Source organism: Sediminibacillus halophilus, assembly GCF_900103695.1.
GTDB lineage: Bacteria > Bacillota > Bacilli > Bacillales > Amphibacillaceae > Sediminibacillus > Sediminibacillus halophilus.
In genome coordinates this window covers 1,102,936-1,123,208 of record NZ_FNHF01000001.1, presented here as the reverse complement: position 1 = coordinate 1,123,208, position 20,273 = coordinate 1,102,936, and the positions used below count along the sequence as shown (strand labels likewise).

General features: G+C 41.6%; 19 protein-coding genes. 9 read left to right on the top strand and 10 right to left on the bottom strand.

The annotated features are described in order from the left end of the window. Positions 1 to 118: 118 nt before the first annotated feature. Both BLR82_RS05775 and BLR82_RS05770 read left to right on the top strand, forming a co-directional pair. Positions 119 to 814 (top strand): DUF1295 domain-containing protein, encoded by a 696-nt coding sequence (locus BLR82_RS05775; protein WP_245693652.1) that lies wholly within the window; start codon positions 119 to 121, stop codon positions 812 to 814. Positions 815 to 952: 138 nt separating this feature from the next. Further along, positions 953 to 1,732: an SIR2 family NAD-dependent protein deacylase gene (locus tag BLR82_RS05770; protein WP_074598001.1), complete on the top strand. Its 780-nt coding sequence runs from the start codon at positions 953 to 955 to the stop codon at positions 1,730 to 1,732. A 56-nt stretch (positions 1,733 to 1,788) separates the two neighbouring features. Here the strand turns inward: BLR82_RS05770 and BLR82_RS05765 are convergent, their stop codons facing one another. The 3 genes from BLR82_RS05765 to BLR82_RS05755 form a co-directional block, all read right to left on the bottom strand. Beyond that, the gene (locus tag BLR82_RS05765) at positions 1,789 to 2,406 is read right to left on the bottom strand and encodes an HD domain-containing protein (RefSeq protein WP_074598000.1); all 618 of its coding nucleotides are present in this window, start codon (positions 2,404 to 2,406) and stop codon (positions 1,789 to 1,791) included. Continuing rightward, positions 2,403 to 3,182 carry a potassium channel family protein gene (locus BLR82_RS05760; protein ID WP_074597999.1) on the bottom strand — a complete coding sequence of 260 codons (780 nt, stop codon included), beginning with the start codon at positions 3,180 to 3,182 and terminating at the stop codon, positions 2,403 to 2,405. The genes BLR82_RS05765 and BLR82_RS05760 overlap by 4 nt, the downstream gene beginning before the upstream one ends. 217 nt (positions 3,183 to 3,399) lie before the next feature. Next, positions 3,400 to 4,611 (bottom strand): permease, encoded by a 1,212-nt coding sequence (locus BLR82_RS05755; RefSeq protein WP_217629881.1) that lies wholly within the window; start codon positions 4,609 to 4,611, stop codon positions 3,400 to 3,402. A gap of 307 nt (positions 4,612 to 4,918) precedes the next feature. Here BLR82_RS05755 and BLR82_RS05750 point away from each other — a divergent pair, with 307 nt between their 5' ends. Both BLR82_RS05750 and BLR82_RS05745 read left to right on the top strand, forming a co-directional pair. Next, complete coding sequence (locus BLR82_RS05750) at positions 4,919 to 5,359, top strand: DinB family protein (RefSeq protein WP_074597997.1); 441 nt, start codon at positions 4,919 to 4,921, stop codon at positions 5,357 to 5,359. A 122-nt stretch (positions 5,360 to 5,481) separates the two neighbouring features. Further along, on the top strand, positions 5,482 to 6,729 hold the full coding sequence (locus BLR82_RS05745) for a sugar efflux transporter (RefSeq protein WP_074597996.1): 1,248 nt from the start codon (positions 5,482 to 5,484) through the stop codon (positions 6,727 to 6,729). Between the two features lie 325 nt (positions 6,730 to 7,054). Here BLR82_RS05745 and BLR82_RS05740 read toward each other — a convergent pair whose 3' ends face one another. Genes BLR82_RS05740 through BLR82_RS05730 form a run of 3 tightly spaced genes read right to left on the bottom strand, consistent with a single transcriptional unit; the run spans position 7,055 to position 10,849 of the window. Continuing rightward, complete coding sequence (locus BLR82_RS05740; RefSeq protein ID WP_074597995.1) at positions 7,055 to 8,224, bottom strand: Ger(x)C family spore germination protein; 1,170 nt, start codon at positions 8,222 to 8,224, stop codon at positions 7,055 to 7,057. Next, the gene (locus tag BLR82_RS05735; protein ID WP_074597994.1) at positions 8,211 to 9,314 is read right to left on the bottom strand and encodes a GerAB/ArcD/ProY family transporter; all 1,104 of its coding nucleotides are present in this window, start codon (positions 9,312 to 9,314) and stop codon (positions 8,211 to 8,213) included. Before BLR82_RS05735 ends, BLR82_RS05740 begins: the two co-directional genes overlap by 14 nt. After that, a complete protein-coding gene (locus tag BLR82_RS05730) occupies positions 9,314 to 10,849 on the bottom strand; it encodes a spore germination protein (RefSeq protein WP_074597993.1) in 1,536 nt (511 codons plus the stop codon). Before BLR82_RS05730 ends, BLR82_RS05735 begins: the two co-directional genes overlap by 1 nt. A gap of 667 nt (positions 10,850 to 11,516) precedes the next feature. Between BLR82_RS05730 and BLR82_RS05725 the strand changes: the two genes are divergently transcribed. Continuing rightward, positions 11,517 to 13,271 (top strand): PAS domain S-box protein, encoded by a 1,755-nt coding sequence (locus BLR82_RS05725; RefSeq protein WP_074597992.1) that lies wholly within the window; start codon positions 11,517 to 11,519, stop codon positions 13,269 to 13,271. 134 nt (positions 13,272 to 13,405) lie between these two features. Here BLR82_RS05725 and cysC read toward each other — a convergent pair whose 3' ends face one another. The 4 genes from cysC to BLR82_RS05705 are packed head-to-tail and all read right to left on the bottom strand — an operon-like array spanning position 13,406 to position 16,986. Further along, positions 13,406 to 14,011 carry an adenylyl-sulfate kinase gene (gene cysC, locus BLR82_RS05720; RefSeq protein WP_074597991.1) on the bottom strand — a complete coding sequence of 202 codons (606 nt, stop codon included), beginning with the start codon at positions 14,009 to 14,011 and terminating at the stop codon, positions 13,406 to 13,408. Further along, the gene (sat, locus tag BLR82_RS05715; RefSeq protein WP_074597990.1) at positions 14,008 to 15,162 is read right to left on the bottom strand and encodes a sulfate adenylyltransferase; all 1,155 of its coding nucleotides are present in this window, start codon (positions 15,160 to 15,162) and stop codon (positions 14,008 to 14,010) included. Before sat ends, cysC begins: the two co-directional genes overlap by 4 nt. Further along, entirely contained in the window at positions 15,159 to 16,256 is a 1,098-nt protein-coding gene (locus BLR82_RS05710; RefSeq protein WP_074597989.1) for a sulfate permease, read from the bottom strand. Before BLR82_RS05710 ends, sat begins: the two co-directional genes overlap by 4 nt. Before the next feature lie 16 nt (positions 16,257 to 16,272). Next, the gene (locus BLR82_RS05705) at positions 16,273 to 16,986 is read right to left on the bottom strand and encodes a phosphoadenylyl-sulfate reductase (RefSeq protein ID WP_074597988.1); all 714 of its coding nucleotides are present in this window, start codon (positions 16,984 to 16,986) and stop codon (positions 16,273 to 16,275) included. Positions 16,987 to 17,278: 292 nt separating this feature from the next. Between BLR82_RS05705 and BLR82_RS05700 the strand changes: the two genes are divergently transcribed. From BLR82_RS05700 to BLR82_RS05685, 4 genes are all read left to right on the top strand, one after another. Beyond that, on the top strand, positions 17,279 to 18,040 hold the full coding sequence (locus BLR82_RS05700; RefSeq protein WP_074597987.1) for a phosphosulfolactate synthase: 762 nt from the start codon (positions 17,279 to 17,281) through the stop codon (positions 18,038 to 18,040). 333 nt (positions 18,041 to 18,373) lie between these two features. Beyond that, positions 18,374 to 18,772 carry a VOC family protein gene (locus BLR82_RS05695; RefSeq protein ID WP_074597986.1) on the top strand — a complete coding sequence of 133 codons (399 nt, stop codon included), beginning with the start codon at positions 18,374 to 18,376 and terminating at the stop codon, positions 18,770 to 18,772. Between the two features lie 52 nt (positions 18,773 to 18,824). Continuing rightward, positions 18,825 to 19,154 carry a hypothetical protein gene (locus BLR82_RS05690; protein ID WP_139186893.1) on the top strand — a complete coding sequence of 110 codons (330 nt, stop codon included), beginning with the start codon at positions 18,825 to 18,827 and terminating at the stop codon, positions 19,152 to 19,154. Between the two features lie 293 nt (positions 19,155 to 19,447). Continuing rightward, positions 19,448 to 20,194 carry a GNAT family N-acetyltransferase gene (locus tag BLR82_RS05685; RefSeq protein ID WP_074597984.1) on the top strand — a complete coding sequence of 249 codons (747 nt, stop codon included), beginning with the start codon at positions 19,448 to 19,450 and terminating at the stop codon, positions 20,192 to 20,194. The last annotated feature ends 79 nt before the right edge of the window (positions 20,195 to 20,273 follow it).

Below are 20,273 nucleotides of genomic sequence, written 5' to 3'. Positions count from 1 at the left end.
AAAGAATGCTAGTATGACGGTTTTTACTAACTTTCAGTAATTAAAATTCGTATTAATTGGCAGGCGATAATCGTCCCTCGTTTTATCTGGCATTTTTGGTAAAATGAATAAGGAGGAGATGAGCAGATTGATGTATCCAAAACATGCAGCTAGTATGCCTCAGAAGGTGATGCTAGTTTTAATGGAGACCGCTATATTGTTTGTAGCAGGTTGGCTACTTCTAGGGAATGGCGGACAAATGGTGCATGATTTAGTTGGTAAAGGCTTTTTAAAAGGAAACACAGAAAGAAATAGCATGCTGTTTGTTCTTTATTTAGTCGTCTATACTCGTATGTTTCTGACTATTTTTTATCTGTTGAAAAGAGAAATGCCTTGGAAAGAAGCATTAACGATACCGTTTGCTTTTTCCTTCTATTATGTTGGATTTTCCCTGTTTGCCTTAAACACGGAACAACCACTTGTCTGGTGGGACTTCCTGTTGGTACTGCTTTTTCTGGTAGGTTCATTTCTTAATACCTTTTCAGAACTGCAGCGCCACCGGTGGAAAAAGGATCCGGTAAATCGGGGCAAACTATTCACTGGGGGATTGTTCCGATTTTCCATGCACATCAATTATTTCGGCGACCTTGTTTGGGTGACAGCTCTTGCACTACTGACACGTTCAGGCTTTGCCTTATTTATTCCCTTGTTATTGTTTTTTCTGTTTGTCTTTTACAATATTCCCCTGCTAGACCGTCATTTAGCATGGAAGTACGGCAGTCAGTTTACCCATTATCGAAAAACTACCAGTAAATTCATACCCTTTATTTACTGAGTCTACGCCACTTAGTATGATGAAATCTTTATAATAAGAGGCTATGAATGAAGCAGCCTGTTTCGTCATCAGTAATATCATGAGGTGGAAATGGGCAAATTAAAGGGATGTTTTGATCCATACAGCAGGGGGGATATTATGTCGCTTGAACTATTGTTAAACAAGATAGTCAACAATGAAGTGATCATTTGGGCAGGAGCTGGCTTTTCGCTTTATGCCGGGATGCCTGCTGTCGACGAAATCAAACAGGAAGTCCGAGGTTTATGCAATGGACAGGAATGGAAACAATTACAATCAATGAAGCACTTTCCGGATATGGTAGAGGAATTTATTCGCCTTCGCCATGGATCCCGCAAACCAATTGTTCAAATCCTGACCAGGATGATTGACAAAAATCCGGGGAGCCTTGACGTTCACAAGCAACTTGCCGGGATTTCTACCATCGATACCATTATCACGACAAATTATGATCGGTTATTTGAACTGGCTTATGGAAATAGATTGGCAACCGTTTTCACAGATGACCAGTTGGAAGACGCAGACAAAAAGCCTGTACAGCTTTATAAAATCCACGGTGATATCCGGACACCGGAAAGTATGTTGATTTCCAGCGGAGATTATGAGCGTAGGCATACGAGCAAAATTTGGCAAAGACTGAAAGCACTGGTGGCTCAAAAATCCACTTTGTTCATTGGGTACAGTTTTGCGGATGAAGATAATGATCTTTTAATTACCAATGTGTTAAAACATCTGGAAAAAAACGATCAATTATCATACATGGTCACTCCTGACCTGCCGGAATTGAAGCTGACTCATTTACAGAAGAAAAATATTGAGCCAATCAATCTAACGGGGGAAGCGTTCGTCCATCATATCTACCAGTACATGAATGGAAGTGAAAAATCTGTGGAAGTGTGAAAATAAAAAAGCCCCTTTCTCCATATCAGTCGAAATTAGGGCAACATGATCCAAGTTTATAGAAGGTGGTTAACATCGGTTAAAGAAACACCAGCTTTTGTCAACTTTGATTCTGCCTCCTGCTCGACTAATCGCCGAAACGAGATAAGTGCCTGATCGAAGTCCGTGTGTCTCCCCAGCATAAAGCTCATTTTATATTCAACTTCCAGCCAAGTATCTATTGCTGCTTCATTATGTTGGAGTTGTGCTTCCAGCTTATCGAGCGCATTGGCGACTTTTGCTTCATAACTGGACTTATCCTCAAATTCTAACCACAGCTGCTGAATGTCTTTTCCTAAATCACCGCCAAGCGTCTTACGGATATTTTCTATTGCCTGAAGCTCCCTTTCTTGTTTTTCCATCTGTGCCTGCTGGTTGTCCATCGTGTCAAAAGCCGGGATATCTGTCGCCTCTGCTTCCACCAGGTCATGGATGGTGATCATTTTCAAAAGCTTGGCTGTGTCGACTTGTTTGTCTAGATAAGGCTCCAGAAAAACCGCCATCAATGCAACCCGCCATGAGTGCTCTGCGACACTTTCTTGCCGTCCATTGGATAGCCAGCTGTGCCGCAACTCATACTTTAATTTTTCAGCTAATTTAAGTACCTCCAGTATTCGTTTCAATGCTTCATTCATTGTTTTTCCTCCTTAGTTAGAGCATTAGAGGAGTAACCAACTGGATGCTCATTGATCTTTTCTTTTTTTAGTTCGTTCACTAGTAAAGCGAGTTGTTTCATTTCTGAATAGGTGAGGTTGTCAAAACGATCTAATTGGTTTTGTATAAACTCTACGGTGGGATGGTTGGTTTTCTTTTCCTTAACGAAAAAGGTAGTTATCGATCCAGTAAGCATTCCAATTATGCCAATGCCGATCAACATTAAAACGATAGCAATCAATCTCCCGGGGGCAGTAGAAGGGGAAATATCACCATACCCCACAGTAGTGGTAGTGACAATCGACCACCACAGCCCATCCATAAAACTGTCGATATTTGGCTCAACATATCGCACAATAATTGTTGAAGTAAAGATTAGCAGGATAGACACTGTTAATACTCTATCTAAGCCATTGGTCCGAAGAATAGCGAATAGTTGCTTGTAACGATTTTTAGACAACGAAATGATTCGCAGGACTCTAAATAACCTGGCAACACGAGCGGTTTGAAAAATGGCATCGAGAGGCAAAGCCGCGATAATATCCAATGGATTTTGTTTGACATACTCCCATTTTGCAGGACTGATTATTAAACGTACAGTTACATCGAGAAAGAAAAACACCCACACGAAAAAGTGCAGATAAACCCACCTTTCCTCATCAAACCAGATAAAAAAGACGGATATAAAGGCAAGAATGACCATAAAAGTTTCATAAGCTAATGTCCAATTGACATTCCTAAAAAAGTTCTTATTCATTGAATCATTCCTTGTTATCAGCTTGCTATCTATCATTCTACTAAATTGTGTATAATTTTGTAAATAAACAGTGGGACAGGTTCAGAGGCATATTCATAAAGAGGGTTCTCATCCAAGTTCGGTTGGAGTGTGCATACCTAGCTAGTCCCAATAGCCGTAATGAAGGGAGAAATAAAAGGTTCCATCCTCCTTTTAAAAGAGAATGGAACCTTTAATCCTATAGCATCAATACAAAATGAAGGAGCGTTCCTATAGCCAAGAATGCGATACAGATCCAGGTGACTATCGTTTTAAACCGAGAATCCCCTTCCATGCTCATCATGCCTGCATGTGCACCGGACTTTTTAAATTGTCGAAACAGCCAAAGGGCGAACAGGGCAATCAGGGCAAAAACAATATTGAACCAAAAGGTATAATCGATTTGAAAAGGACTTTCGTTCATGATTTGCCTTCCGGATTCCGGAAGAATACCGAGTGCTGCAAAACCGCCATGGATCAATAAAGCTGTAGCCACAATCGATACATAAAATATACCGGCTATATAAAGAGCCAACTTCCAACCATAATATTTTTTATTGACCATTACAATTGGCGGAACAATCAAGTCTGAATAAATAAAGGCCATGATGCCAGCGAATGTTACCCCGCTTGAAGCCAAAATGGTTGATATCGGAATATTCCCCATCGAGCCGATAAAGGTTAAAGCAGCTGCCAGTGGAGCTATCAATGCATTTTCCAATACTACCCAAAACCCACCATCTGTTCCTGCCATGAATAGCCCTTCCCAAAATGATTCAGGAACGAAGGTTGCCATGATACCGGCGATAGTGAAGCCGATGGTGATGTCTTTCCATACCATTTGCCAATTCATGACGAACTCATGTCCAACCTGGTACCAACCTTCCTTTGTACGAATTTTCTTTTTCCAGTCAAATTCCTCCTGTTGTTCATCTTCCGTTCGTTCGCGTGCAGCTTGAACCCATTTTTTTGGCATGGTTATACGCGCGAGGACGGATACGACGATAATTAAAAGGATGCCTCCGATGATTTCTGCCACAACAAATTGCCATCCCAAAAAGATATAAATCAAGATTCCTAGTTCAATTACCAGATTGGTAGAAGCAAATAGAAAGGCAAGCGTAGCAATAAAATGTGCACCTTTTTTGAATAAGCTTTTTCCGGCAGCAAGAGCCGCAAAGGAACAAGAGGAGCTAATCGCTCCAAATAGTGTCGCTAAACCGATAGATTTAACATTATATTTTCCAATATATCCGGCCAATTTCCCTTGTGGAATGAATGCCTGGATCATCGAACTGATTAAGTATCCAAGGACGAAAGCCCAACCGGCTTTCCAAAAGAATCCGAGGGACGTAATCGCGGATTGACCGAGCTGTTCCCACATAATTGTCACCTCCATTTTCTTTTCCATAAAACAGGAACTGCTTTGACTGGGCAACATCGTCTTATCCTGTTTTATTTCCACTGTCTCCAATCCGCTAAACGATACAAAAAGTTTAAGTATTCTCGTCCGGATAATGAAGTAAGCGGATGACTATATTCATCTAGCAGGACTGACTCTTCATGCATGCTGTTATGTTTTCTTACTATTTGAAATAAAAGCGATCTTTTGGTTACAAAAAGCATAGCCGGAAAAAAGGTTTAAGAATTCAGAAGGAAAAGCACTACAGACTGGCGTAATGTCTTGAAGAATGGCAAAAAAACGAGGGAGAAGACAAATGGAAACTTTATTAAAGCTTTTTGATCATTTAAAATGGGCAGATCAACGTCTTATGGCTTCGTTAACAAAAGTAGACGGGCCTGACACGAAGGGAATGCGGCTATTTTCGCATATTCTAGCGGCAGAACAAGTGTGGCTTGCAAGAATTGCAGGAAATGTGTCTGTGTCTAATCCAATCTGGCCGGAGATGAATCTGGAGGAAAGTACGCAAAGGATGAAAGAAAATCATTCACAATTCGAAATGATTTTGGAAAATGGCGATGTTGATAAGTTAGTAACCTACCAAACCAGTACAGGGAAGTTTTATACACATTCCCTGGGAGACATCTTGATTCATTTGACATTGCACGGTCAACATCACCGCGGTCAAATCAATCAATGGCTTCGGGAACAGGGAATAGAACCTGTGAATACGGATTTCATCACCTTTCTTCGTTAAAAAGCAATAGATTTTGATATAAGATAGAAAACCGGCTAAATAGTTGTTTCCTAAAATCGGTGGTGGGATAATAGTGCAGAAGATAAATCGAAAAAGGCGGATTTATAGAAGGAAGGATACTTGTGGGAAGAAATTTTTTACGAGCGGTAAAGCATCGGACAGCAATGGTTTGGAATATTCCTTCATTCCCTATTTTATTGCTTTTGAATTTTATGGTAGGGCTTTCAATGTCTTTGTTTGTCCCTTTTTCCTCGATATTTGGGTTGGATGTAGTAGGCATGAGCAACATGGCATACGGTGTGTTCATGACGATAATGGCAGTAGGTGGGGTGGTCATCAGCACATACATCGGCAAACTGTCGGATCGGAACATAAGTAGAAAGATGCTGCTTGTAATCACTTCAGTTGCTGCGATAGGTGGTTATATAGGCTTTGCATACATCCGCGATTATTATTTGTTATCAATAGTGGCGTTTTTTCTGCTTGGCATGGCTTCTGCCACGATGCCCCAGTTATGGGCGCATGCCCGGGAGATATTGGAATCCTCTGAAGTTCCCAAGAGGGAAATCCCTTTTGTAATGAACATCTTTCGTATGTTTACAGCGCTTGCTTGGACAGTCGGCCCGGCATTTGCTGGGTGGATACTGGTGCTCGTTGATTTTGAAGGGCTATTTTTACTAGTGGCGTTAGGATTCTTTATTTGTATCATCGCGGTAGTGGCGTTTATCAAGGATGAGCCGAAAGAGAGGGATATGTCGGGGAAACAGGTGGTGCTCGGGAAGTTTATTTTCCGTCCTTATATATTTGCTAATATAGTGGCTATGTTTCTATTGCATGCAGCAACGACGATCAACATGCAGAACATCCCCCAGTTTGTCACAAAGGTTCTCGGAGGTACGGAAGCACATGTCGGGATGATTTTTAGTGTTCCTCCTGTTTTTGAAATACCATTAATGATTGCCTTCGGTATCCTGGCAACGAGGCTGGATCTAGGATGGCTGATCAAACTGGGTTTTTTATTTTCTTTTGTTTATTTTTTGTTGTTGTGGAACGTGACAGCCCCATGGCAGATTTACCCGCTGCAACTATTGAGTGCAGCCAATGTGGCAATAACTGCTGGTTTGGCCGTGACCTACTTTCAAAATTTCCTTCCAAAAGAACCGGGAACGGCTACAACTTTATATATGAACGCGCAAAAAATCGGTCAGACAATAGGGTTTTTATTGTTCGGTTATTTATCCTCCCTGTTGAGTTATGAAAATGTATTTATCATATGTATCATTTTTACGGGAGGGGGATTCCTTATTTTGCTTACTGTCGGAAAGAAAAAAAACGCCGCTTCACCTGCATTGCATGATGGCGTCAGATAAAAGGAGAACTTTTGGATGCTTACACATCCGTCTATTGATTCTTTGATCTACGCTTTTTTATTCTGGTATAATTCGCGCAGACGATTAGTCCCTCTTAAGACATTAAGCCGGTTAAACAAGCATTTGGATCAGATTGTCACGACTATAGTTTAGATTGCTTGCAAAATGCTGATCCGCCTACTCTCCTTCGTTTAGCATTTCTTTTTGGAGATGAGATAGGGTTCCTATCATCGTTGGGAGAAAAATAGACTATTGTATCATAAGGGTTTTCCACAATATTGAAAAGAGTGAAACTGAAAAAGCAAAGAATTTTTTCTGTGCTTTTTCAGTTTGGTATTCGATTCGGAGCTTCTTTTCGTAAGGCATTTTCATGCTGAATCTTAACATCCACCTCTACCTCTATGTTCATCTTCGGATAAATTTCCATCCAATCGCGTTTTATACGGTTCCAAGTCTCCGGGTATTTTTCCCGAAGCCCTCTTCGTAAAAATAAGACATCCTGATTCTCTTCTTGCATTTTACGAATCATTTCTGTAGTCAATGTCTTAATATGATTGGCAGTCGCTTTTTCCATTTCGGAGATACTCATTTCTGCAGGGCTGTCTATTACGGATATCTCTTCTTTAATTCGATAATGGACTTTAGGGGAACTACCATTTACTTTGATTGTGGGTGTACTCGACTGCGTAATACTGCTGGTTATTAAGTTTCCTTTTTCCGTGGGTATTTCTAATATGGTCCGTTTTTCTATCTTTCCTAAGAAATACATCCAAGCTTTGGCTTCCGTTTCGGTAAGCTCCGTTTCCAGCTTGTACTGGTCGTAAAATGCCATTTTGTTTACTTGTACCCAAGTGTTTTGTCCGGAGGCATCTGATTTGTTCAAACTATCATTCATAACCATATTGGCCATGGGTGTATAAGCAAGTACATCTGGATCTGATTGATGAACAAATAATTCATTTAAATTTACGGGACGATAGGTTGATGACCGATTGGCCATATTAAGAATGTTTTTCACTCCGCTCGCCGGGTTCGATTCAAAGGGGATTTTCGAGCGTAATAGATCTTCGGCCTTTCCCTTCGCTGTTATGACATTTACAGTTCTTCTTATCTCGAATTCCCGATCAATTGTTGTGATTACATCCTTTATTCCCTTATTGGCTACTCCTTCTCCAATAAGTATCAATTCCATGTGTGAATAGATTGGAGTACGGGGAGAGATTTCCGTCAGCTTAGCCATTGCCTGTCCAAGTGAATCAGCTTCAATCGAGTAAGTCGTGTTTTCCTGACTGCCGGTGCTTTGGGATCCTTCTGTTGAAAACTGTTCCGGCAGCGCCCAGTGAAAGGTCACGCGCAGCTTTTCTTCATCCGTTATATCCAATGCCATTCCCATAAGGAAATTAACATTCGATATCTCATTTCGATCCCAGCAACCTGTTAAAACGAGCAGACAAAAGAAAATAAGGATACCTTTTTTCACTTTAGTTTGCAGCATGGTTCCTCACCTTTACCCGGATAATAAAAGTAATAAGGATCAGGATAGGAAAAATCACCTGGAATAGTAAACACCAGTAGACCCACTGGTCAAAAATGAAAAGAAGTAGACTTGAAGTATCTGGTAAGAGTGTGACAATACAAATAAATCCAACAATGATTAAAATGACATCCAGGATTTTACCGTTTTTATTCCGATTCAGGGCTTGTTTGAATGTTTTGACGGATACGGAAAAAAAGATACCGCTGACCAACAGTATTGCTCCGGCCCAGATAGTAACGAGAAAAATTTCCATTCGCTCCATAAACTCCCCCATTTGAATCATCGTGATTAATTCTACTGTCGGATATTGAAGGCGCTGTAATTCGAACGGAGAGAATACGCCGATTTCTTCCATAACGATAAAGCTTGTCAGGAGCAAGGCAAAAACCACCCCTGCGAATATTTTTCTGTGCTTGCGTCTCTCATTTTTATAGTTAACGAATGGAACCAGCGTTGCGATTAAGAAAACTTGGCCATAGCTGGCGAACGCAACAATCGTACTGTATGCAAATCCTTTTGCTTGAGAGGGCAGAACCGGTTGATAATAAGAAAGGTCTACTTCCGGAAATACAGAAAGTGCCAGGAAAGTCAAGGTAACAGCCAAAAGAATCACAATCATGTTGCTTGCGCGTGCCAGTACTTCAATTCCCAGAAGGGAACAATACAGGCAAAGAAGCAATACCAACAGGAGGATGGAAATCATTGGCGTAGCCGGAAGAAATAAAACCTTGAAAGTAGTCACAATCATTTGAGCGTGAATGATAAATAGTACAAAAAAGTAAACGAAATAGCTGATGCCTAATACCCCGCCGCAAAATTCTCCGAATAAATAGTGCAATACAGCTGGAAAACTTTTGCCAGGAAATTGTTCAACTATCCATAACATCATTTTCATCAAAATTACTGCCGCAATGATGGCCAAAAGTAAAGGAAGCCATAAATGTTGTCCAACGTGTTCAGCCATCACAGCAGGAGCAAATACGTAAATTTGCACAAGTAAAGTGAGTATAATTAAAGATGTTATCTGGCCTTGGGTGATTCGCAACATTAATCGTCCTTTTTACGGTATTTTTTACCGGGATTTAATTTACTTGGAAATCGTTTTAGAGAAGGCTGATCAACAGTAAACTTCTGATACCTTGCTTGTTGAAATAATGGAAATCGAAAAATCGTATCGTTTAATCCCTTTGGGAATAATGGGGCATGCGGTGCTAAATATGGATAGCCGAACGACCTGAGGCTCGACAAATATAAATAAAGTCCCAGCAGGCCCCAGACAATGCCAAAAAAACCGAATGAGGCCGATAAAAAAATAAAAACAAAGCGGAGAATCCGAAAAGATACTCCCAAACTATAGTTGGGAATAATGAAGGAAGAGATAGCTGTAATCGAAACAATGATAATGACTAAGGGACTAACAAATCCGGCGCGTACTGCAGCATCTCCGATGACAAGTGCTCCGACAATGCTAATCGTGTTTCCGATTGCTTTAGGCAGGCGAAGTCCTGCTTCCCGTAAAAATTCGAATATGATTTCCATAAATAAGGTTTCAATCAACGCTGGAAAAGGGACGGTCTCTCTGCCGGCTGCAATGCTAAGAGCCAGCGCTGTGGGAATCATTTCTTGGTGAAAGGTAGTCAGCGCTATGTATAAGCTGGGCAGCAGTAAAGTAACGAACAAGGCGGCAAATCGGATCATCCGCAGCAATGTTGCAATGTACATAGAATCATAATAATCATCAGGAGCCTGAAGCAGAGAAAACATGCTAATCGGACCATACAATACAAAAGGAGATCCATCGACAAGGATCGCTATTTTTCCCTCCATGATATTAGCTGCGATTTTATCAGGTCGTTCACTGCTCCCGACTAGTGGCACGATTGCATAAGAATGATCCTTGATAAAAGATTGAATTTGATTGCTTGATTGTACGGCGTCTAATTCTATCCTGCTTAATCGCTTTTTAATTTCATTGATGATTTCCTCGCTAGCCACGCCATCCAGATACATTAAAACAATCTCTGTTTGTGAGATTGTACCAGCTTTTTTCTTTTCTACTTTTAAACGGTGGCTGAATATTCGTTTTCGTATCAAGGAAATGTTGGTTTGAAAACTTTCTGTAAACCCTTCGCGTGGTCCTTTTATCGTTGCTTCTGCAGCAGGTTCTTCTATGGCACGTTCCTTAATATCCAGAATATCGATTATGATGGCTTCCTTACTGTTAGAAACAAACACAGCAAAATTCCCTCTGGTCAGTGCCTGAATAACATGCTTAAAACTGGTTTCTTTTTTATAGCTGAAAGGAAGCTGCTCAAGCATGGAGGTTTCTTCCTTTGCGACAGCTTTCCTGAGATAATTTAGAATCTGTTTTACTTTTTTATCGTTTGCCAATGTCTCTATGTATGCAACTCCAAATTTTTCTTCTAGAGGAAAAAATACAAAATCATCCGTATTGGTTAAATAATTTGAAGAAAGATAGTCCAAGTTTGTTTGTACTTTATGAGAAATCGTTTGATCTTTCGTTGTAAACCGACTGGCGAATTGTTTTTCTGGAGCTTGCTTTTTCTTTCGTTTTCTCCACATAGTGTGCTGCCTTCCCTTTATACAAGTTAGTGTTCCTCTATTTTGCACGAAGACAAAAGGATTCATGCACAGATGGCTGTTCTTCTTCCTAGGTTAATCAAAAGACGTAAGGTGAATAATGAATTTTTTTCCGGGAAAGGTATCTTTTTCTTATGATTATTGATAGAATTTTGAGGGTTGTGAGTATTTTTGCCTATTTTTTAAGTAGGTATTTATTCCTTTACAGTGCCTGATTTTACAATAACCTCTCCCCTGCAAGAGTTAAGCAGTCGGGAGAAATCATCTGCCGAAACAGTAAAGGAAGTGGAAGCAGTGGTGATGGAACTGGCTGGCCAAGTCAAAGACATTAAGCCAAGATAAAACATATAACCAATCCAATGACCTGAAAAGCCTGCAATGATTCAACCATTGCAGGCTTTTCTTGTCAGTAAGCAGGACAAAGGTTTGGTAAATGTTGTTGTCGAAAAATGTTGAAAAATAGCTGGGTAACGCATGAAAGCATGGTATAATTGACAAAAAGAACATATTGATGGAGTTATATTACCGGTTACCTGGTTTTCATTGAATATGCCCAGGTAACCGGCTGTTTTGTTTTGAAGCGTTGATTTTGGCTGAAAGGGAATCTTTTCAATATACTTCCGGTCGCCGATAAGGAGAACGATAATCGATGTTTGCTAAGTATAAAGACTTCAAATATTTTAATCTTATTTTTGATAGCATTCCTGACATGGTCTTTATGATTTCCCGCGATAAAAGCGGGGAATTTTATTATGTGACAGCGAATCAGTCTGCTGTCGACAATCTTAAGTTTCCAGCTGATTATGCAGGCAAAAAAATAACAGAGCTAATGCCGCCCTATTCGGCAAAAGTTATCATTTCAATGTACGAGAAAGCTTTGACTACCGGGGATGCTGTTTTATATGAAGAAAAAATAGAATTTCCCGATGGTATGGAAGGAAGTCCTAAGATCAGGACGGGCTGGGTAGAGTCAAGGCTTACTCCGGTACTCAATGAGCAGGGTGAGTGTGAGTATATCATTGCCATCACTAGAGAAATCACAAATCGTAAGAACCGGGAACGGGAGTTAAGCCGGGTAAAAGAACAATTCGAATTGATCTTTCAAAATGTAGCTGATGCTGTTTTTACCTTTGATGAGGAGGGCAATTATCAGCATGTAAATCCTGCCTTCAGCAAGCTGTTTGGCTGGTCAAGGGATGAGTTGACTGCTAATCCAGCTATCAGTATTCTCCCGGAGTCTGAGAGGGAAAGAGATAAATTTTCCGAAATTCTGACCAGGCTGAAAAATGGAGAAGTAATTGAAAATGACTTTGCTGAACGCCAAACGAAAAATGGTTCAACAATTCGTGTTCTCGCATCTTATACGCCTATTCTAGAGGATGGAAGGATGAATGGCGGGATTGCTGTGTATAAAAATATTACCAATGTGGAAGAATTGCGTGAACAGTTGAGAGAAAGCGAGGATAGATATCGGATAATCGTCGAGAATTCCAATGACCTAATCAGGGTTACCGATAGCCAGGGAGAGATTGTCTATGCTTCACCTTCCCATGAACGTATTCTCGGTCTGCATCCGGGTTTCTTCGAGGGGAAGTCGTTTCTTTCTTTTGTCCACCAGGAAGATATGCACAAGGTTAGCGAGTTCTTTAAAAGGATTTTGGATTCGGGTGAATCTGATGAGATGGAATATCGCCGTCTTGACAAGCATGGAAATGTAATATGGGTCCACTCTAAAGGCGGACCTGTCCGAAATACGAAAGGGGAAGTCGAGAAAATCGTTTTTGTTTCGAGGGATGTATCCGAACGTAAACAAAAAGAAATCGCTCTGGAAGCGCAGGCACTGCATGATGAACTGACCGGACTGCCAAACCGCACGCTGTTTACCAGGTACCTGGATGAGGCAATGAGTGACACCGACCGAACCGGTGCACAAACCGTATTAATGATGTTGGATTGTGACAATTTTAAGAGTGTCAATGATGAGCACGGTCATCATGCCGGTGACGAGGTCATCCGCGAGTTTGCAAGACGGATCACTGCTGTTATCGATGCAGATCAGATTGCAGCCCGCTTGGGAGGCGATGAATTTCAGGTTTTATTGCCGGAATCAATGAAAAGGGAAAAAGCAAAGACAATCAGTGAGCGGATTATCACTGCAATGGAAGAACCATTTGTTATCAACGAGGTTAAGCTTTATTTGACCACCAGTATCGGTATTTCCTTTTATGCAGCAAATGAACAAAAAACAAAAGAGGTTTTGGTGAAAGAAGCCGATTTGGCACTTTATCAATCGAAGAATCAAGGAAAGAATAGGTACACCATTTATCAAGGGGCAGCTAATAAGAAACAGGCCGTGAATAGCAGTTGGCTGAAGCGACTGTTTCAAAAAAAACTAGGTGAGTAGAAATCCTGCTGAAATAATCAGCAGGATTTTTATGATTGATTCTACAAATAGGATAAGCAATCCTTCACCCCATTAGAGTGATTGGGGACTGACCCTCCCCTTGTAAATCGAGGGGAGGGTCAGTCCCCGGGTGCTTAGTTTTTTGGTATGAGGTTTTGTTCTTCCAAGTATTTTATAATGGTTTGTGCCGCCTCTTTAACAGTGCAGTGTTCTGTATCGATGGTCAATTCTGGATTGATCGGAGCTTGATAGGGAGAATCGATTCCCGTAAAGTCGCGGATGGTCCCTTGTCGGGCTTTTTGATAAAGTCCTTTCGGATCCCTGCTCTCACACACGTCGAAAGGACAATCAATAAAAATCTCATGGAATTCTCCTTCTTCGAAAAGCTTTCTAACCTGGTCCCGGTCTTTTCGATAGGGGGAAATAAAGGCAGTCATAACAATCTGTCCGCTGTCGACAAATAATTTTGCCACCTCGCCGACTCTCCGGATATTTTCTACTCTGTCTTTCGGACTGAATCCAAGCTCTTTGTTCAAGCCATGTCGGATGTTATCACCGTCCAGGACGAAAGTTCTTATCCCGAGTTTATGGAGCTGGTAATCCAGTTCGTTTGCCAGCGTTGACTTGCCAGATCCAGAATAACCAGTAAACCACAAAGCACAGCTTTTGTGATTGTTCAACTCCTGGCGAGCTGATTTGGTTACCGTGGCAGGATGCCAAATAATATGGTTTTGTGTCATGTGCTACTCCCCTCTGTTACGGTTTCCGCCATTCCTTTAATCAACTTGCTTGCAACTTCCGGCCTGCTAAATTGCTTCGGAGGCATCTTGCCTTCACGAAGCATTTTTCGTACTTTGGTTCCCGATAATGCAACATGATGTTCCTCTTCGTGTGGACACGTCTTACTGGTTCCCATCCCTTCACATTTCCTACAGAAAAAGCTATTTTCAAAGCGTAAAATCGTTATACCGATTTCCTTCTCAGAAAATTGTTCAAATATTTTTTGCGCATCATAAGTGCCATAGTAATCGCCGACACCTGCATGATCACGGCCGACAATAAAATGGGTACAGCCATAATTTTTACGGACAAGGGCATGGAAAACGGCTTCTCTTGGTCCGGCATATCGCATGGCCGCCGGAAAAACGGCTAGAAAGACACGGTCCGCAGGATAGTAGTTTTCGAGCAAAATTTGATAACATTCCATACGAAGGTCACTGGGAATATCACCAGTTTTTGTTTCGCCGACCAAAGGATGGAGCAATAATCCATCAACATTTTCCAAGGCGGTTTTTTGAATATATTCGTGGGCCCGGTGAACCGGATTGCGTGTTTGAAAGCCAACAACGGTTTTCCAGCCGAGCTCGGTAATTTTTTCTCTCGTCTGGATTGGCTCCAAATGGTACCCGATGGAAAAAGCTGTTCTTGGCGGGAATTTAATCAATGTAATCGGACCACCGAGATAAATGTTCGGGCGTTGATAAAGTTTTTTTACTCCGGGATGCTCGCGATCGGTCGTTTGAAATACATTAGCCGCCTCCGATTCTTTGTCTGGTGTGAAGATATCCTCGATTGACATGATGCCATATATGGTTCCATCGTAAACGAGGTTGATTGTATCATGGATTCTGATGCGGCTGGCCGTATCGGCTTCAACCGGCAAGGTAATGGGAATACTCCAAGGGAGTCCGGAATCCAACCGCATCCTTTCGACTACTGCCTGGTAATCTGTTTTGTTCATGAAGCCGGTTAAGGGACTATAGGCTCCAGTGGCTATTAATTCCAAATCACTGAGAGCCATTTCGTCCAGTTGTATTTGCTGATTATTTTCATCTGGGAGATAACCTGTATCTACCTGGTCTACGAGTTTACCACCGTGTGGTTTTATCATTTTTTTATTACCTCCTGATTGGTTAAGACTACAGGCTTTTCATACAAGGGGGTCGCCTGCTCGACTGGCTTCCATAAGGACAGAAGCCCGACGAGACCGACGAAGGCCAAAATCATCAGGACTCCTGATAGATCAAAATCAATCATTATTTTCACTAGATTATAAGAAATGACCAGTGAGAATAGTGGAGAGAGCAGCCAGGTTTTGACCAGTTTGGCAAAAATCGCTCGTTTCCATAGCCGGTTTCCTTGATCTGCTGCTCCGGCTCCTAATATACTGCAGGTGGTCACTTGTGTATGGGGAACAGGAATGCCGAAAAGCGAGGAGGTAATCACCAGAATGGCGCCAATTCCGGAGATGGCGCTTCCTTGAAGCAAGCTTAAATCGGTAATCTTCTTCCCGTTCGTTTCGATTACTTTGCTTCCTAGAAAAAATGCTCCTACAGCGACAAATAAACCTCCAAACATCGTGCCATGGCCGATGGAAATCATACCTGATGCGACTAAAGGGCCGACAGCATTGGCGACGTTGTTCATTCCTGCCGAGAATGCCTCCATAAAGCCTGTGAAAATGACCAAAACAGCGAGTGGTTTTTTCCAGCGGTCACTTTGCATTGTAGGAAAAGTGGCTTCAATTTTCCGGATCAGTTTATTGATCGAAAATGCGAGAAAAAATGCCAAACAGGGAACGAAGAGCCAACAAAGGACAATGATCAGCAGTGTTTTGACATATAGTATTTGAAAAGCAATCCCGACACCTACAATTGCACCTACGGTCACCTCACTGGTGGATAATGGGATTCCCCCCAGGTTGGCGATAAATAATGCCAAACCAGCTGAACTGAGAATAATGAGTACGATAGGGACGGAAATGATGCTTTCTGGAACGATTTCAGAACCGAGTGTCTTGGCAACCTCTCCACCGCCAAGTGCGGCTCCAAACCATACCCCTGCTGCACATAAAAACAATGCCCATTTACGCGCTTTGATGGCGCCTGAACCATAAGCGATTCCCATGGAAGCGGCGGCGCCACTGGCACCGATATTCATAGCAAAGAAACCGGCAATTACAAATGCAAGTATGATCATAATCATTGCCCACAGCCCCTAATCAGGCCTGATGAAGCCCACACTCTTTTTTGGAGAAATTTGTCCACCGGCCAGCTCGGAAATCGTTGTCGGATTGAACTGGTACGGTACATTTTGCACAACCGATGCTGGGATAGTCATGGTCATGCAGCTCGTTGTATGGTAATTGGTTGAGCTTGATATAGTTCCAGACATCCTCCCATGTCCAGTGGATCAATGGACAGATTTTTATCTTGCCGAATTTCTCGTCTTTGTTTACATAGTTGACATTGCTTCTGGAAGTAGATTGCTCACGCCGCAGACCGGATATCCAGGCATCGACGTCCTGGAGCTGTTGTTGTAACGGTTCAATTTTCCGGATGTGACAGCATAGGTTAGGATTTCTTTCCCATAAGTTTTCTCCCAATTCTGCCGCCTGTTGGTTAAGTGTCTTTGCTGGCTTTGCCATGATGAGTTCAAGCATCGGATATTTTTTCTTTACTTTTTCGATGAGTGAATAAGTCTCTGGAAAATGCAGCCCCGTATCAAGAAATATCACCTTTGCCTCCGGTTTTATTTTCGAGATTAAATCAATCAGGACCATCCCCTCTGCGCCGAAACTGCAAGCATATGCAATCCGGTCCTCGTACGTGCGATAGGCCCACTTGATAACATCCATAAAGTCTTTCCATTGTAGATCAAGTTGTTGCCGTTTGCTTTCCTCCCATGTTTCAAACGTTAGTTTTTCTGTCTCCATTATTTTCCCTCCGCTTTGTCCGGAATTGTTTTTCTATTGAAAAAGAAAGACATATGCTTTCTCTTCCGGCATTCTGGGTGTTTGCCATAAGGTATTTGTATTCAGACAGTCGCTTGATTGTTAAAAAGGGGCTTTTTTGAAAGGTTGTAACGAAATTCTTCTGGGCGAATATACATGGGTGTAGACTGCAGGGCTTGAAAACCACCGAAATGGAGACGGAACTGTGGGTGGTCCGGGCAGGTTGGTAAGGCTGAAGAGTGCTTAGTATTTCCGATGGTGAGGTGAATGGAGATTGACAGAAACAAACTTGCGGTTACCGATGAGGGAGAGCAAACCGAGAGAAAGCGGCATCACCGTGTTAATCGACAATGGGGCACCACTTCAATTACTTAAAGCTACAGTAGATAATGCCGGTGACTATATCGATTTTATCAAATTCGGCTGGGGAACCTCTTTACTATCCAAGAACTTGCAAGAAAAAATCAATTATCTAATCAAGAATGAAATTGATTACTTTTTCGGTGGCACTTTGTTTGAAAAGTTTTTGAGTCAGGAAAAAGTAGAAGCCTTTTATGACTACTGTCGCAGTTTTGATTGCAGCTATGTGGAAATTTCCAATGGGACACTCGCTATTTCCAATCAGCAAAAAGCGGAATATGTAAGGGAATTTTCCAGGGATTTTTCTGTTTTCAGTGAGGTAGGCACGAAAGATTCTTCCGCTGCTTTAAAAGAACATTCAAAAGAATGGTTGGCCAGTATACATGAAGACATAGAAGCAGGAGCTGCTAAGGTAATCACAGAAGCGAGGGAGTCAGGAAGTGGCGGCATTTGTGGGGCGGACGGCAGCATTCGTCACGATATTTTTAAAGAAATTGTCGCTGCCGGCATACCAATGGAGCGGCTTATCTTTGAAGCCCCGACTAAGTCGTTGCAAACCTTTTTTATCAAACAAATCGGTTCTAACGTTAATTTGGCCAATGTTGCTTTAAACGACGTAATTAGTCTGGAAACACTGCGTCTCGGTCTGCGTTCGGATACGTTTCATTTATATTAGGAATGGTTTTCATATTTCATAGATATAGTTATTTACTCGAAGTTGATAAGACTGCGAACTAGTTTGAGTGAGTCTCCCTGCCCTCCTACATTCGTTGAGTTGGAGTTCAGCGCTGTAGAAATACCCTGCGCTTTCCACGGTCGACTGGTGAGCATCCGGCGAGGAGGCTGAAGCGTTTCCCATGGAAAGCGAGTGTTTTTTCACAATGCTGATCACTCATTTTGTAAAGAATAGGAGGAAGCAGCGACAGAGTTAGTTCGCAATTAATATCTTTTATGCTTAAACAACAATCTTTTAGAAAACAGTTTAAATTATAAAAAAGAGGTGGAGAGAATGAGAGAAACGAATAAAGTGTTTCACTTAGCGATTCCGTGTAAGGATTTAGATGAAACGGTTGATTTTTACGAGAAACTGGGCTGTAAACTGGCCAGAAGATACGATGATCGGGTCACTTTTGACTTCTTCGGTGATCAAGTGGTTTGCCATTTAAGTCCGAATAACATTGATGAGAATCCTAAAATGTATCCAAGACATTACGGGGTAACGTTTTTAAATCGGGAGGAATATGAACAGGCATTGGAATATGCCATTGCTGAAAAATTACCGTTTTACACGGAGCCTATGGTCAGATTTAAAGGAAAACAAGAAGAACATATGACCTTCTTTTTAATCGATCCAGCCAACAATTTACTGGAGTTTAAATATTACCATGATTCTTCCATGGTTTATTAATCCGAAGAACAACCCGGCTTATTCAAGTCGGGCTTTTGCATGGAATTCGGTTATGAAGCTGGTATTTTGGGTGTTGCTAGAAAAAAGTTCATCTCTTAATGAGGCTGGAAATGGAATGTTGGGGGTCAAAAAAACTCTTCGAGTCAGAAAAGATAATGTTTGTAGGGAATCTGCAAAGCGATGGCCTGATTTCGTGATTGACTATTCTGCCAATTCGAATGGAAAAAATGGTATGATGGAAAAACAAGATATTCTAAAAAGAATAGGTGGTCGAATGTCAGTGGTAAGAAGTATCCTTGAATTGAAAATGTGTGGTTCAGTGCTGCGGGATCTCACCGAGGTCTTTCCTCCCGCTGGAGTCTCCGGGTCTTTCCGCAGCTAGGAACAGCTACCTGTTTTTATAAACGAGGGTACTAACATTTTTTTTGATCAATTAGTGCAACAAGAAATGTCTTATCAAAAGACATAACTAGGAAAACAAGCAGAAAGTCCAAGAGAAGGAGAAAAAGGAATCCTCGAATAATGGGTATGTTCCGTTACCGGTTTTGGAGCAATATCTAGTGGCACCTGGGTTGGGAGACCGGGCAGGTATAACTGGTTGTTTGCTGTTGGCATCAACCTTAATAGTCGAAAAATAAAGCTGCTGGCATAGTGTATATGGAAGGAGGGGGAGGTATGGGCATTCCAATAACAAACGATGAGCTACTGTTCAACCAGATTAAATGCCTGCAAGGAAAGGACTACTTGACCATTGAAGGAACAAAAGATTTAACCGATCGCCAGCTGCAGCGATTAATACAAGTGATGGCTGAGTCGCCGCAATTCAAAACCATACCGGCCATCACGATTCTTGTTGATGGCACTCTAACTGAAACGATGGTGAGCATGTTTCAAACCTGCGGCTTTCATGTACGTGATGAAGTTGCCTTTTATCAAAGAAGGCTAGAGGATTTACCAAATGTTCAGTCGGATTGGACCATACGATCTTTGCACGAGCTAAACCAAATAGATTTTCTAAAGATTTGGAAAAGGGTCATTTCTGGTTCTTTGAATGCCACTTCAAATCTTTCGATGGAAAAACAGATGGAAAGTGTCAAATCAGAACTTGGAAATCGATATAAGGATTCTTGCCTTGTAGCTTTTGAAGAAAAGAAACCGATAGGGGTACTAATGCCTCATATCGAGCCAGGAACGGAAAAGGAAGGGCGATTGTTTTATTTTGGGCTTGTTCCGGATGAAAGAAATAAACGAAAAAGCAGGTTGCTGCACTTGCATGCTCTGGCAAGATTGAAGCAGGATTTTCAAGCTGCAGTCTATGTTGGGAGTACAAGTGTGAACAATATTCCGATGAGAAAGGTTTTTGAGCGGAACGGTTGTAAATGGATCGACAAAAAACTGGTTTATACGCGTACTGTAACTTAGACAGACAAGCTCGTACTATTTGCTGTAGGTTCTAATCAGCCACTGTTTTTGATGAATTGGCAGGAAAGGAAAGTTCGAA